This is a genomic window from Enterobacter sp. IF2SW-B1, from assembly GCF_001743375.1.
GTDB classification, from domain to species: domain Bacteria; phylum Pseudomonadota; class Gammaproteobacteria; order Enterobacterales; family Enterobacteriaceae; genus Enterobacter; species Enterobacter bugandensis.
Genome location: NZ_MJAA01000001.1, coordinates 488,559 through 501,463, shown reverse-complemented (window position 1 = coordinate 501,463; position 12,905 = coordinate 488,559). Strand labels below are relative to the sequence as shown.

16 protein-coding genes are annotated in these 12,905 nt (G+C 57.8%); 13 read left to right on the top strand and 3 right to left on the bottom strand.

Annotation, left to right across the window (positions count from 1 at the left end; translation table 11 throughout):
• The first annotated feature begins 169 nt into the window (after window positions 1-169).
• The 4 genes from rimJ to murJ all read left to right on the top strand — a co-directional run bounded on the left by rimJ (window position 170) and on the right by murJ (window position 4,002).
• The gene (rimJ, locus tag A6013_RS02495; protein WP_013097146.1) at window positions 170-754 is read left to right on the top strand and encodes a ribosomal protein S5-alanine N-acetyltransferase; all 585 of its coding nucleotides are present in this window, start codon (window positions 170-172) and stop codon (window positions 752-754) included.
• Window positions 755-763: 9 nt separating this feature from the next.
• The gene (locus A6013_RS02490; protein ID WP_069732489.1) at window positions 764-1,411 is read left to right on the top strand and encodes a YceH family protein; all 648 of its coding nucleotides are present in this window, start codon (window positions 764-766) and stop codon (window positions 1,409-1,411) included.
• A gap of 2 nt (window positions 1,412-1,413) precedes the next feature.
• The gene (locus tag A6013_RS02485; RefSeq protein WP_063942652.1) at window positions 1,414-2,337 is read left to right on the top strand and encodes a Gfo/Idh/MocA family protein; all 924 of its coding nucleotides are present in this window, start codon (window positions 1,414-1,416) and stop codon (window positions 2,335-2,337) included.
• Window positions 2,338-2,466: 129 nt separating this feature from the next.
• Entirely contained in the window at window positions 2,467-4,002 is a 1,536-nt protein-coding gene (murJ, locus tag A6013_RS02480) for a murein biosynthesis integral membrane protein MurJ (RefSeq protein ID WP_028012700.1), read from the top strand.
• 59 nt (window positions 4,003-4,061) lie between these two features.
• On the opposite strand, the gene flgN is transcribed toward murJ, so the two are convergent.
• The 3 genes from flgN to flgA form a co-directional block, all read right to left on the bottom strand.
• Entirely contained in the window at window positions 4,062-4,487 is a 426-nt protein-coding gene (gene flgN / locus A6013_RS02475; protein ID WP_028012701.1) for a flagella biosynthesis chaperone FlgN, read from the bottom strand.
• Window positions 4,488-4,491: 4 nt separating this feature from the next.
• A complete protein-coding gene (gene flgM / locus A6013_RS02470) occupies window positions 4,492-4,785 on the bottom strand; it encodes a flagellar biosynthesis anti-sigma factor FlgM (protein ID WP_069732488.1) in 294 nt (97 codons plus the stop codon).
• A 93-nt stretch (window positions 4,786-4,878) separates the two neighbouring features.
• Entirely contained in the window at window positions 4,879-5,538 is a 660-nt protein-coding gene (flgA, locus tag A6013_RS02465; RefSeq protein WP_028012702.1) for a flagellar basal body P-ring formation chaperone FlgA, read from the bottom strand.
• 157 nt (window positions 5,539-5,695) lie between these two features.
• On the opposite strand from flgA, the gene flgB reads away from it, so the two are divergent.
• The 9 genes from flgB to flgJ are packed head-to-tail and all read left to right on the top strand — an operon-like array spanning window position 5,696 to window position 12,860.
• Window positions 5,696-6,112 (top strand): flagellar basal body rod protein FlgB, encoded by a 417-nt coding sequence (gene flgB / locus A6013_RS02460; protein ID WP_008500815.1) that lies wholly within the window; start codon window positions 5,696-5,698, stop codon window positions 6,110-6,112.
• Between the two features lie 3 nt (window positions 6,113-6,115).
• Window positions 6,116-6,520, top strand: coding sequence for a flagellar basal body rod protein FlgC (gene flgC, locus A6013_RS02455; protein ID WP_013097138.1), 405 nt, complete (start codon window positions 6,116-6,118; stop codon window positions 6,518-6,520).
• An 11-nt stretch (window positions 6,521-6,531) separates the two neighbouring features.
• Window positions 6,532-7,242, top strand: coding sequence for a flagellar hook assembly protein FlgD (flgD, locus tag A6013_RS02450; RefSeq protein ID WP_041910524.1), 711 nt, complete (start codon window positions 6,532-6,534; stop codon window positions 7,240-7,242).
• Between the two features lie 26 nt (window positions 7,243-7,268).
• Window positions 7,269-8,477 carry a flagellar hook protein FlgE gene (gene flgE, locus A6013_RS02445; protein WP_069732487.1) on the top strand — a complete coding sequence of 403 codons (1,209 nt, stop codon included), beginning with the start codon at window positions 7,269-7,271 and terminating at the stop codon, window positions 8,475-8,477.
• 20 nt (window positions 8,478-8,497) lie between these two features.
• Entirely contained in the window at window positions 8,498-9,253 is a 756-nt protein-coding gene (locus A6013_RS02440) for a flagellar basal body rod protein FlgF (protein WP_028012705.1), read from the top strand.
• 11 nt (window positions 9,254-9,264) lie between these two features.
• Window positions 9,265-10,047: a flagellar basal-body rod protein FlgG gene (flgG, locus tag A6013_RS02435; protein WP_000625853.1), complete on the top strand. Its 783-nt coding sequence runs from the start codon at window positions 9,265-9,267 to the stop codon at window positions 10,045-10,047.
• A 57-nt stretch (window positions 10,048-10,104) separates the two neighbouring features.
• Complete coding sequence (gene flgH / locus A6013_RS02430) at window positions 10,105-10,803, top strand: flagellar basal body L-ring protein FlgH (protein ID WP_023311139.1); 699 nt, start codon at window positions 10,105-10,107, stop codon at window positions 10,801-10,803.
• Window positions 10,804-10,815: 12 nt separating this feature from the next.
• A complete protein-coding gene (locus A6013_RS02425; RefSeq protein ID WP_028012706.1) occupies window positions 10,816-11,907 on the top strand; it encodes a flagellar basal body P-ring protein FlgI in 1,092 nt (363 codons plus the stop codon).
• Complete coding sequence (gene flgJ, locus A6013_RS02420; protein WP_041910522.1) at window positions 11,907-12,860, top strand: flagellar assembly peptidoglycan hydrolase FlgJ; 954 nt, start codon at window positions 11,907-11,909, stop codon at window positions 12,858-12,860. The genes A6013_RS02425 and flgJ overlap by 1 nt, the downstream gene beginning before the upstream one ends.
• Window positions 12,861-12,905: the final 45 nt, after the last annotated feature.

Genomic DNA, 12,905 nt, shown 5'->3' with positions numbered 1-12,905 from the left:
CCCCCGGGCGCGACAATATTTTTTTATCAAAACGGTGCTTTGATAGAGAGTTCTCATCGAAAAATGTGAAAAGAGGTCAAAATGGTATGTCACTGTTTTCACAGACGGCACGGGCGCAGGTATAGTAAAGCTAATGGGTAAGCTGAAGTGACGGGAAGGAGTGGTATTGATGTTTGGCTATCGCAGTAATGTGCCAAAAGTGCGTCTGACAACGGACAGGCTGGTCGTTCGTCTTGTGCATGAGCGTGATGCCTGGCGTCTGGCGGATTATTACGCCGAGAATCGCCAGTTTTTAAAACCCTGGGAACCCGTTCGGGATGAGAGCCATTGTTACCCCTCCGGCTGGCAGGCACGCCTCAGCATGATCGCTGAATTTCATAAGCAGGGCAGCGCGTTTTATTTCGCGCTGCTGGATCCAGAAGAGAAAGAGATTATCGGGATCGCCAATTTTTCAAACGTGGTGCGGGGATCTTTTCACGCCTGCTACCTTGGCTATTCCATCGGCCAGAAATGGCAGGGGCAGGGGCTGATGTACGAGGCGTTAACGGTAGCCATCCGCTATATGCAACGCACGCAGCATATCCATCGCATTATGGCGAACTACATGCCGCATAATCAGCGCAGCGGGAATTTGCTGGCGCGTTTAGGGTTTGAGAAAGAGGGTTATGCCAAAGACTATCTGCTGATAGACGGAGAGTGGCGCGACCACGTTCTGACGGCATTAACCACCCGTGACTGGACCGCAGGTCGTTAAGGAGAAAAGATGAAGTATCAGCTAAACGGTACGGAAGCGCGCGTGATTGGGTGCTTACTCGAAAAACAGGTCACCACGCCGGAGCAGTATCCGCTCTCTGTTAATGCCGTGACCATGGCCTGCAACCAGAAGACCAACCGCGAGCCGGTGATGAATCTCAGCGAGCATGAGGTTCAGGACGTGCTGGATGCGCTCGTGAAGCGCCACTATCTGCGCACCGTCAGCGGCTTCGGCAACCGCGTGACCAAATACGAGCAGCGCTTCTGTAACTCCGAATTTGGCGATCTGAAGCTGAACAGCGCGGAAGTGGCGGTTATTACCTCGCTGCTGCTGCGCGGGGCGCAAACGCCGGGGGAACTGCGAACGCGCGCTTCCCGAATGCATGAGTTCAGCGACATGCAGGAAGTCGAGCAGACCCTGGAAGGGCTGGCCGCGCGTGAGGATGGCCCTTACGTGGTGCGCCTGGCGCGCGAGCCGGGTAAACGTGAGAGCCGCTACATGCATCTCTTCAGCGGCGACGTTGACGCCGCAAGCGTGGCGACGGAATCGAGCCCTGCAACCCGTGACGACCTTGCCGCGCGCGTAGAGGCGCTGGAAGACGAGGTGGCCGGGCTGAAACAGCGTCTGGATGCACTGCTGGCACATTTGGGAGACTAACGGTGAAAAAATTACGCATTGGCGTGGTGGGGCTGGGCGGTATTGCACAGAAAGCCTGGCTGCCCGTATTGGGCGCTGCGTCTGACTGGACGCTGCAAGGGGCATGGTCACCCACCCGAGAAAAGGCAGAACGTATCTGTGAAACCTGGCGTATCCCGTATGCGGCATCGCTCCAGGATCTGGCCCGCGAGTGCGATGCGGTCTTTGTGCATACCTCAACGGCAACCCACTATCAGGTGGTGAGCGAGTTGCTCAATGCGGGGGTTCACGTCTGCGTGGATAAACCGCTGGCGGAAAATGTTCAGGACGCCGAACGGCTGATTGAGCTGGCGGCACGTAAAAAACTGACGCTGATGGTCGGTTTCAACCGCCGCTTCGCGCCGCTTTACCAGCAGCTGAAGGCGCAGTCCGGCAATATGGCCTCGCTGCGCATGGATAAGCACCGCACCGACAGCGTGGGACCGAACGATCTGCGCTTTACCCTTCTCGATGACTACCTCCACGTGGTGGACACCGCGCTGTGGCTGACTAACGGCGAAGTGTTGCTGAAAAGCGGCACTCTTGTTACCAACGAACAGGGGCAGATGGTGTATGCGGAACACCATTTTGCCGTTGAGCATCTTCAGGTCACCACCAGCATGCACCGCCGCGCGGGCAGCCAGCGGGAATCCGTGCAGGCGGTAACCGACGGCGCGCTGTACGACGTTACCGACATGCGTGAATGGCGGGAAGAGAAGGGCGGCGGCGTGGTGATGCAGCCGGTCCCCGGCTGGCAAAGCACTCTGGAGCAACGAGGTTTCGCAGGATGTGCCCGCCACTTTATCACCTGCGTGCAAAATCAGACGGTTCCTGAAACGTCCGGCGAGCAGGCCATTCTGGCTCAGCGCATTGTGGAACGGCTCTGGCGCGAGGCCATGAGTGAATAACTCGCTGTAACATCTGCGGATAGTAATTCGTTGAAATCGGGTTAGACTAAGCGCCGCTTGTTGGCTTTGCCGGGTGGCGCTTGTGCGTTCCCGGCCTATAAATCCGTATGGTTCTGGAAATTCACGTTAATGAACTTATTAAAATCGCTGGCTGCCGTCAGCTCGATGACCATGTTCTCTCGCGTTCTCGGTTTTGCGCGCGATGCCATTGTGGCAAGGGTCTTTGGTGCAGGGATGGCAACGGACGCCTTTTTCGTGGCGTTCAAACTGCCGAACCTGCTGCGTCGCATTTTTGCTGAAGGGGCGTTCTCCCAGGCGTTTGTGCCCATTCTGGCGGAATATAAAAGCAAGCAGGGTGAAGACGCCACGCGCGTGTTTGTCTCTTATGTCTCCGGGTTGCTGACGCTGGCGCTGGCCGTGGTGACGGTAGTCGGTATGCTGGCCGCGCCTTGGGTAATTATGGTGACCGCGCCCGGCTTTGCCGACACGGCGGATAAATTTGCCCTGACCTCGCAGCTTCTGCGCATTACCTTCCCCTATATTCTGCTGATCTCGCTGGCCTCGCTGGTGGGGGCGATCCTGAACACCTGGAACCGCTTCTCCGTTCCGGCGTTTGCGCCGACGTTTCTCAACGTCAGCATGATCGGTTTTGCGCTGTTCGCCGCGCCGCACTTCAACCCGCCGGTGCTGGCACTGGCCTGGGCGGTCACCGTGGGCGGCGTGCTGCAGCTGGCGTATCAGCTGCCGCATCTGAAGAAAATCGGCATGCTGGTGCTGCCGCGTATCAACCTGAAAGATGCCGGGGCGATGCGCGTTATCAAGCAGATGGGGCCCGCCATTCTTGGCGTCTCCGTCAGCCAGATCTCGCTGATTATCAACACCATTTTTGCCTCTTTCCTGGTGTCGGGTTCTGTCTCGTGGATGTACTACGCTGACCGCCTGATGGAGTTCCCGTCCGGCGTGCTGGGCGTGGCGCTGGGGACCATCCTGCTGCCGTCGCTGTCGAAAAGCTTTGCCAGCGGCAACCATGACGAATACTGCCGCCTGATGGACTGGGGCCTGCGTCTCTGCTTCCTGCTGGCCCTGCCAAGCGCGGTAGCGCTGGGGATCCTCGCCAAGCCGCTGACGGTATCGCTTTTCCAGTACGGGAAATTCACCGCGTTTGACGCCGCGATGACCCAGCGCGCGCTGGTCGCTTACTCGGTGGGACTGATGGGGCTGATTGTCGTCAAAGTGCTGGCACCAGGGTTCTATTCACGTCAGGACATTAAAACGCCGGTGAAAATTGCCATTGTGACGCTGATTATGACGCAACTGATGAACCTGGCATTTATCGGCCCGCTGAAGCATGCCGGCCTGTCGCTGTCTATTGGTCTGGCGGCCTGTCTGAATGCCGGGCTGCTTTACTGGCAGCTGCGCAAGCAGGATATCTTTACGCCGCAGCCGGGGTGGGCAAGTTTCCTCGTGCGTTTGGTCGTGGCGGTGCTGGTGATGTCTGCGGCACTCATCGGGATGATGTACGTCATGCCGGAGTGGTCTCTGGGCACGATGCCTTATCGTCTGATGCGGCTGATGGCCGTGGTGGGCGTTGGGGTGGTAGCGTATTTTGCCACGCTCGCCGTGCTGGGCTTCAAAGTGAAAGAGTTTACCCGCCGGACGGCATAAACGCCAAAAGGGGAGTTCACCTCAGGGTGCTCCCCACTGCAAGATTTGTCGCTTACGCGTCAAATCGAAATCTTTTTTACACCCGCAATACGTGCCGTCGCCGTCTGACCATCCGCGCCGTACAGTCCGGTTTCTTTATGCGGCTTCAGCACCTCAAGCGCCTGCTGATTACGCTCTATCTGGCCTTCAAGCAGCCAGCCGTTATGCTGGTTGAGATCGCGCAGATGCTGGGTTTTTTCGGTAATGGTCTGCCAGCGCTCGGCAATATCGTCATTGGCGCTGCGCTTCGAGTCCTGCTCGGCGCGGCGCTGCTGCTCCAGATAATCCAGCGTGGCCAGCAGCGAACTCTTATCTTCAGTAATACGCTGCAGCGCGCTGCCGTTAATGTGACCGGAAGAGAGATGCTGTTGTTCAGCATCCATTACCGTTTTCAGGTCGTTCAGGACAACCGTCATTTGATCCAGTATTTCTGACAGTCGACTCATACGGTTAGTTACTCTGTAAGAAACTCTGTGCTTCCTGAATCAGGGCATCAGCGATTTTGCTGGTGTCCATTTTCAGCTCACCGTTGCGAATAGCCGTTTTCAGCGCTTCAACACGTTCCATATTGATATCGTTGCTGCCTGGCTGCATCAGTTTTGCCTGGGCATCGCTCAGGGTCACGCTGGTGCTGTTAGACGTTGACGGTTTTTCCAGACGCGTTTTCAGAGGGGTAGCGTCGTTCGTTTCGCGAGGCTGTACAGCGCTTACCGGCTTCAGGGCTGATGTACGATCAATGCTCATAGTGTTGTCCTCATCGAGGGTTCGCGGCGTTTGCGCCTGACATCATCATTAGTGGAATATTTATCGGCACGCGCCGCGAAATCTTTAAAAAGATTATAGGTTAATCAGAATATTCCCATCAGAATCGACGGTTCCGCTCACCACCTGGCCTGAGGACATTCTGACGCGGGCGTTTTGCGCTACCGCGGCATTGTTCAACGCTTTCCCTTCACTGTTGATGCTAAAGCCGTCTCCGTTGGCAACGACCATCACCTGCTGTCCCGCTTTGACACGCCACGCCTGGCGCAGCATGGAGAGCTGAATCGGCTGGCCCGGCGCGACATCGCGCAGGCTGACGGCGTCCTGTGCCTGGTTAATGTCCAGCATTGTCCGCGGCGGGAGCTGATCCAGACGCCCGCGCTTTAACGTCACGCTGTTTGCCTGCAGCGCGCTGCCACGCACAATGGGTACGGCGGCGACAACATAATTGCCCGTCGCCTGAACTGCAACCTGTAAATAGCGTTTTTCGTTGGCGCAGCGTGCCAGGACGTTCACATTGCCCCACAGCTTCGTGGTCCCCGTCACGCTGAAGGACGGTTGCTCGCAGGTCGGATACAGATTCGGCGGCGTGCGGATGGTCACGTTAACGTCATCGCTAAAGCCCGCCAGCTTCTGGGCAAAAAAATTCGTCAGCGCATCCTGTAAATCCCCGGCATTCACCAGAGGGCTAAACAGCAAGAAGGTTGCCATCAGGCCACGTTTTAACGTTTGCATCGCAAGTTCCACCGTTTCCAGAGTTGGATGAATTCTACCTGCAGTGGTTTTGCATCAACGGAATAAATAGCGACGCATTTTGTGCTTATTCCGTCGATAGGGGAGACCGGGTGAGATTTAAGCTGTGAACTGAAATTTTGCCATCAGCGGAGGAGACATGCTCGATAAACTCGACGCCGCGTTACGTTTTCAGCAGGAAGCGCTCAATTTACGCGCCCAGCGGCAGGAGATTTTAGCCGCCAACATCGCTAACGCCGATACGCCCGGGTATCAGGCGCGCGATATTGATTTTTCCAGTGAGCTCAAAAAGGTGATGGAGCGTGGACGTGCCGAAGGAACCGGTGTTGCACTCGCCATGACATCCTCTCGCCATATTCCCGCTCAGGCGATGACCGCGCCAGCGACCGATTTACTTTATCGCATCCCTGACCAGCCTTCACTCGACGGTAACACCGTGGATATGGACCGGGAGCGTACGCAGTTTGCCGATAACAGCCTGAAATACCAGACGGGCCTGACCGTACTCGGCGGACAAATCAAAGGCATGATGAACGTCCTGCAAGGGGGCAACTGATAAATGGCCTTGCTGAATATTTTTGATATCGCCGGCTCGGCGTTAACCGCCCAGTCCAAACGTCTGAACGTGGCCGCCAGTAACCTGGCGAACGCCGACAGCGTGACCGGACCTGACGGACAGCCTTATCGTGCCAAACAGGTTGTGTTTCAGGTCGACGCTGCGCCAGGCGCGGCAACGGGCGGCGTGAAGGTGTCTGACGTGGTTGAGAGCCAGGCGCCGGACAAGCTGGTGTATGAGCCCGGTAACCCGCTCGCGGACGCTAACGGATACGTGAAGATGCCAAACGTGGATGTGGTAGGCGAGATGGTGAACTCCATGTCGGCGTCCCGTAGCTACCAGGCGAACGTCGAAGTGCTTAATACCGTGAAGAGCATGATGCTCAAAACACTCACTCTCGGCCAGTAAAGGAGACATGCATGTCCATCGCCGTAAATGTGAATGATCCGACGAACACGGGTGTTAACAACACCAAAAGTTCGACAAGCTCCAGCTCCCTGACGGGAAGCAATGCCTCCGATTTGCAGAGCAGTTTTCTGACGCTTCTGGTGGCGCAGCTTAAGAACCAGGATCCGACTAACCCAATGCAGAACAACGAACTGACCACGCAGCTTGCGCAGATCAGTACCGTGAGCGGCATTGAGAAACTGAACACCACCCTCGGTTCCGTCTCCGGTCAGATTAACAGCGCTCAGTCCCTGCAGGCGGCAAGCCTGATTGGTCACGGCGTGATGATCCCGGGGACCACGATCCTGGCGGGCACCAGCACCACCGACGGTACATCGACCACCACCACTACGCCGTTCGGCGTTGAATTGCAGCAGGCGGCTGACAAAGTGACGGCGACGATCACCGACTCAACCGGCGCCGTGGTTCGCACCATCGACATCGGCGAGCTGAAAGCGGGCGTTCACACCTTTACCTGGGACGGCAGCCTGACCGACGGCACGAAAGCACCAAATGGCTCTTACAAAGTCGCGATTAGCGCCAGCAACGGGACGACCCAACTGGTGGCGCAGCCGCTGCAGTTCGCGCTGGTTCAGGGCGTGATTAAAGGGGGCGACGGCAACAAACTGGATTTGGGTACCTCCGGTACCACCACACTCGACGAAGTTCGGCAGATTATCTAAGCCTTAACACTTATCAGGAGTAAGTCATGGCCTTTTCTCAAGCGGTCAGCGGCCTGAATGCTGCGGCCACCAACCTGGACGTCATTGGCAACAACATCGCCAACTCCGCGACCTATGGTTTCAAATCCGGTTCTGCGTCTTTTGCAGATATGTTTGCCGGTTCCAAAGTGGGTCTGGGCGTAAAAGTTGCGGGCATCACTCAGGACTTTACCGACGGTACCACTACCAACACCGGTCGTGGCCTGGACGTTGCCATCAGCCAGAACGGTTTCTTCCGTATGGTCGATGCAAACGGCTCGGTGTTCTACAGCCGTAACGGCCAGTTCAAGCTGGACGAAAACCGTAACCTGGTGAACATGCAGGGGATGCAATTAACGGGGTATCCGGTTGCCGGAACGCCATCAACGGTTCAGACCGGTGCGAATCCACAGGCGATTAATATCCCGACCACGCTGATGGCCGCGAAGTCCACCACCACGGCTTCCCAGCAGATTAACCTCAACTCCACCGATGCTGCACCAACCGCCGCCTTCGATCCGGCCAACCCGGATACCTACAACAAAAAAGGTACGGTAACCGTCTTTGATAGCCAGGGTAATGCGCACAACATGAACCTGTTTTACGTCAAAGATGCGACCCCGGCTAACTCCTGGAAAGTGTATGCCCAGGACGGCAGCGTGGCAGGCAGCCCGGCACCAGCGGTCACTACCTTGACCTTCGATAATAACGGTACGCTGATCGGGGGTGGAAACATCAACATCACTACCGCGACTATCCCAGGTGCGGACCCGGCGACCTTCGCGATGAGTTTTGCTAACTCCATGCAGCAGAACACCGGTGCGAACAATATCGTGGCGACCAACCAGAACGGCTTCAAGCCGGGCGATCTGGTCAGCTATCAGATTAATGATGACGGCACCGTCGTCGGGAACTACTCCAACGAGCAGACTCAGGTGCTGGGCCAGATCGTGCTGGCAAACTTCGCCAACAACGAAGGTCTGAAATCTGAAGGCGATAACGTCTGGTCTGCCACGCAGTCTTCCGGTGTTGCCCTGCTGGGCACCGCGGGCTCCGGTAACTTCGGCACGCTGACCAACGGCGCGCTGGAAGCCTCTAACGTGGACCTGAGTAAAGAACTGGTGAACATGATTGTCGCGCAGCGTAACTATCAGTCGAATGCGCAGACCATCAAGACCCAGGATCAGATCCTCAACACGCTGGTTAACCTGCGTTAAGCGGCTAACAGGAAAGCGCAATGGATCACGCAATATATACCGCGATGGGCGCGGCAAGTCAGACGCTCAGCCAGCAGGCCGTTACCGCCAGCAACCTGGCAAACGCCTCTACGCCGGGCTTTCGCGCGCAGCTGAATGCGCTGCGCGCGGTGCCGGTGGAAGGGCTCTCCCTGCCGACCCGTACGCTGGTGGCGGCATCCACTCCGGGCGCAGACATGACGCCAGGGCAGATGGATTACACCTCACGCCCGCTGGACGTTGCTCTGCAGCAGGACGGCTGGCTGGCGGTGCAAACGGCGGACGGTGGCGAAGGCTATACCCGTAACGGGAATATCCAGGTCAGCGCGACCGGCCAGCTGACGATTCAGGGGCATCCGGTGATGGGTGAAGCGGGCCCGCTGACCGTGCCGGAAGGCTCTGAGCTGACCATCGCCGCGGACGGCACCATCTCGGCGCTGAACCCGGGCGATCCGGCCAACACCGTTGCCCCCGTCGGGCGTCTGAAGCTGGTCAAAGCGGAAGGCAAAGAGGTGCAGCGCGGCGACGACGGCATGTTCCGTCTGACCCAGGCAGCTCAGGCTACCCGTGGTGCCACATTACAGGCCGATCCGAGCATCCGCGTGATGTCCGGCGTTCTGGAAGGCAGCAACGTTAAGCCGGTAGCCGCCATGAGCGACATGATCGCCAGCGCCCGTCGTTTTGAAATGCAGATGAAAATTATCAGCAGCGTGGACGAAAACGCGGGCAAGGCTAACCAACTTCTGTCGATGAGTTAACAGGACTCTTTATGATCAGTTCTTTATGGATCGCGAAAACTGGCCTGGACGCGCAGCAAACCAACATGGATGTGATTGCCAACAACCTGGCAAACGTCAGCACCAATGGTTTCAAGCGTCAGCGCGCCGTTTTCGAAGATTTGCTTTATCAAACCATCCGCCAGCCGGGCGCGCAGTCTTCTGAACAGACGACGCTGCCGTCAGGCCTGCAGATCGGTACCGGCGTTCGCCCGGTGGCGACCGAGCGTCTGCACAGCCAGGGCAACCTGTCTCAGACCAACAACAGCAAAGACGTGGCGATCAAAGGCCAGGGCTTCTTCCAGGTGCAGTTGCCTGACGGGACCTCTGCCTACACCCGTGACGGTTCCTTCCAGGTCGATCAGAACGGTCAGCTGGTGACGGCGGGCGGTTTCCAGGTTCAGCCTGCGATCACCATTCCGGCGAACGCCCTGAGCATTACCATCGGCCGCGACGGCATCGTGAGCGTGACCCAGCAGGGGCAGGCCGCGCCGGTCCAGGTCGGACAGCTCAACCTGACCACCTTCATGAACGATACCGGTCTGGAAAGCATTGGTGAGAACCTCTACACCGAAACGCAATCCTCCGGTACGCCAAATGAAAGTACGCCAGGCCTGAACGGTGCCGGTCTGCTGTATCAGGGGTATGTCGAAACCTCCAACGTGAACGTGGCGGAAGAGCTGGTGAATATGATCCAGGTCCAGCGCGCGTATGAAATTAACAGTAAAGCAGTCTCGACGACCGATCAGATGCTGCAGAAACTGACGCAACTCTAAGGTGTAGCCCGGTGCGGTAAACCCCGCACCGGCTCCCTGTTTTCGAAGATGAAGGCAATGCAAAAAAACGCAGCGTTTCGTTATCCGATACTGACTGTTCTGGCCGTCACCCTCAGCGGGTGCGCTTTGATCCCGTCTAAACCATTGGTCCAGGGTGCGACGACTGCCCAACCCGTTCCTGGCCCTGCGCCAGTTGTAAACGGCTCCATTTTCCAGACCGCGCAGCCGATTAACTACGGCTATCAGCCGCTGTTTGAAGATCGCCGCCCGCGTAATGTCGGCGATACATTGACCATTGTGCTGCAGGAAAACGTCAGCGCGAGCAAGAGCTCGTCGGCGAACGCCAGCCGCGATGGCAAAACCAATTTTGGCTTTGACACCGTTCCACGCTATCTGCAGGGCCTGTTCGGCAATGCCCGTGCGGATGTTGAGGCCTCCGGCGGCAACACCTTTAACGGTAAAGGTGGCGCGAACGCCAGCAACACCTTCAGCGGTACGCTGACGGTCACGGTTGACCAGGTGCTGGTTAACGGCAATTTACACGTCGTGGGTGAAAAGCAGATCGCCATTAACCAGGGCACTGAATTCATTCGCTTCTCGGGCGTGGTGAATCCACGCACCATCAGCGGCACCAACACCGTTCCGTCCACCCAGGTGGCGGATGCGCGCATTGAGTATGTCGGCAACGGCTACATTAATGAAGCGCAGAATATGGGTTGGCTGCAGCGCTTCTTCCTTAATTTATCGCCGATGTAAGCGAGGTGACCCATGTTTAAATCGATCTTCGCCGCGGCGCTGGTTCTTGTCGCAACGTTTGCCCAGGCCGACCGCATTCGCGATCTCACCAGCGTTCAGGGCGTCCGCGGGAACTCGCTGATTGGCTATGGCCTGGTGGTGGGGCTGGACGGTACCGGTGACCAGACCACCCAGACGCCGTTTACCACCCAAAGCTTAAACAACATGCTTTCCCAGCTCGGCATTACCGTGCCGGCGGGAACCAACATGCAGCTGAAAAACGTGGCCGCGGTAATGGTCACTGCCTCATACCCGGCGTTTGCGCGCCAGGGGCAGACCATTGACGTGGTGGTCTCCTCAATGGGTAACGCCAAAAGCCTGCGCGGCGGTACGCTGCTGATGACCCCGCTGAAAGGCGTCGACAGCCAGGTCTACGCGCTGGCGCAGGGGAACATCCTGGTCGGCGGGGCAGGCGCATCCGCTGGTGGAAGCAGCGTACAGGTGAACCAGCTGAACGGCGGGCGCATCACCAACGGTGCGATCATCGAGCGTGAACTGCCGACCCAGTTTGGCGCGGGTAACACCATCAACCTGCAGCTGAATAATGAAGACTTCACGATGGCGCAGCAGATTGCCGACACCATCAACCGCAGCTATGGCAATGCCACGGCACTGGATGCGCGTACCGTGCAGATCCGCACCTCCACCGGCAGCAGCAACCAGGTGCGCATGCTGGCGGATATCCAGAATCTGGAAGTGAACGTGCCGGTGCAGGATGCCAAAGTGATCATCAACTCCCGTACGGGCTCCGTGGTGATGAACCGGGAAGTGTCGCTGGATAGCTGTGCCGTGGCGCAGGGTAACCTGTCGGTGACGGTTAACCGTTCCGCCAACGTCAGCCAGCCGGATACACCATTTGGTGGCGGCCAGACGGTAGTGACGCCGCAAACGCAGATTGATTTACGCCAGAGCGGCGGTTCCCTGCAGAGCGTGCGCTCCAGCGCCAACCTGAACAGCGTGGTGCGTGCCCTGAACGCCCTGGGCGCGACGCCGATGGATCTGATGTCCATTCTGCAATCGATGCAAAGCGCGGGCTGCCTGCGCGCCAAACTGGAAATCATCTGATGCTGACCGATAGCAAACTGTTGACCAGTGCCGCCTGGGACGCCCAGTCGCTCAACGAACTGAAAGCCAAAGCAGGTAAAGACCCGGCGGCGAATATCCGCCCGGTCGCCCGCCAGGTGGAAGGGATGTTTGTACAGATGATGCTGAAAAGCATGCGTGAAACCCTGCCGAAAGACGGGATGTTCAGCAGCGATTCAACGCGTCTCTACACCAGCATGTATGACCAGCAGATTGCGCAGCAGATGACCGCCGGTAAAGGCCTCGGTCTGGCTGACATGATTGTCAAACAGACCGCTGCCGCACAGGGTGTTCAGCCAGAAGAGCAGCCGCCGCAGGTGCCGATGAAGTTCGACCTCGAAACGGTGACCAGTTATCAGAACCAGGCGCTGACGCAGATGGTGCGTAAAGCGATACCGAAGGCAACGGGCAGCGGCGACGAGGCGCTCTCCGGTGACAGCAAAGACTTCCTGGCGCAGCTTTCTCTGCCGGCACGGCTTGCCAGTGAACAGAGCGGCGTGCCTCATCACCTGATTCTGGCCCAGGCCGCGCTGGAGTCGGGTTGGGGCCAGCGCCAGATCCGCAAGGAAAACGGCGACCCGAGCTTCAACATCTTCGGCGTGAAGGCCACCTCCAGCTGGAAGGGGCCGACCACCGAGATCACGACTACGGAATACGAGAACGGCGCGGCGGTGAAGGTGAAAGCCAAATTCCGCGTTTACAGCTCGTATCTGGAAGCCTTATCCGATTATGTAGGCCTGCTGAGCCGAAATCCGCGTTATACCGCCGTTACGCAGGCGGCAACGGCGGAGCAGGGCGCTCAGGCCCTGCAAAACGCGGGCTACGCGACCGACCCGAACTACGCGCGCAAGCTTACCAGCATGATCCAGCAGCTGAAATCCATGGGCGAGAAGGTCAGCAAAGCCTATAGCACAGATATCGAAAATCTGTTCTGAAAGTTCTCAAGTCCCGGTGGAGGTTGCCGATAACCTTCATCAGGA

Excerpts from the sequence above, each read along its gene's own strand:
- rimJ (WP_013097146.1), top strand. The coding sequence starts at position 170 with ATGTTTGGCTATCGCAGTAATGTGCCAAAAGTGCGTCTGACAACGGAC.
- A6013_RS02490 (WP_069732489.1), top strand. The coding sequence starts at position 764 with ATGAAGTATCAGCTAAACGGTACGGAAGCGCGCGTGATTGGGTGCTTA.
- murJ (WP_028012700.1), top strand. The coding sequence starts at position 2,467 with ATGAACTTATTAAAATCGCTGGCTGCCGTCAGCTCGATGACCATGTTC.
- flgN (WP_028012701.1), bottom strand. The coding sequence starts at position 4,487 with ATGAGTCGACTGTCAGAAATACTGGATCAAATGACGGTTGTCCTGAAC.
- flgM (WP_069732488.1), bottom strand. The coding sequence starts at position 4,785 with ATGAGCATTGATCGTACATCAGCCCTGAAGCCGGTAAGCGCTGTACAG.
- flgA (WP_028012702.1), bottom strand. The coding sequence starts at position 5,538 with ATGCAAACGTTAAAACGTGGCCTGATGGCAACCTTCTTGCTGTTTAGC.
- flgB (WP_008500815.1), top strand. The coding sequence starts at position 5,696 with ATGCTCGATAAACTCGACGCCGCGTTACGTTTTCAGCAGGAAGCGCTC.
- flgC (WP_013097138.1), top strand. The coding sequence starts at position 6,116 with ATGGCCTTGCTGAATATTTTTGATATCGCCGGCTCGGCGTTAACCGCC.
- flgD (WP_041910524.1), top strand. The coding sequence starts at position 6,532 with ATGTCCATCGCCGTAAATGTGAATGATCCGACGAACACGGGTGTTAAC.
- flgE (WP_069732487.1), top strand. The coding sequence starts at position 7,269 with ATGGCCTTTTCTCAAGCGGTCAGCGGCCTGAATGCTGCGGCCACCAAC.
- A6013_RS02440 (WP_028012705.1), top strand. The coding sequence starts at position 8,498 with ATGGATCACGCAATATATACCGCGATGGGCGCGGCAAGTCAGACGCTC.
- flgG (WP_000625853.1), top strand. The coding sequence starts at position 9,265 with ATGATCAGTTCTTTATGGATCGCGAAAACTGGCCTGGACGCGCAGCAA.
- flgH (WP_023311139.1), top strand. The coding sequence starts at position 10,105 with ATGCAAAAAAACGCAGCGTTTCGTTATCCGATACTGACTGTTCTGGCC.
- A6013_RS02425 (WP_028012706.1), top strand. The coding sequence starts at position 10,816 with ATGTTTAAATCGATCTTCGCCGCGGCGCTGGTTCTTGTCGCAACGTTT.
- flgJ (WP_041910522.1), top strand. The coding sequence starts at position 11,907 with ATGCTGACCGATAGCAAACTGTTGACCAGTGCCGCCTGGGACGCCCAG.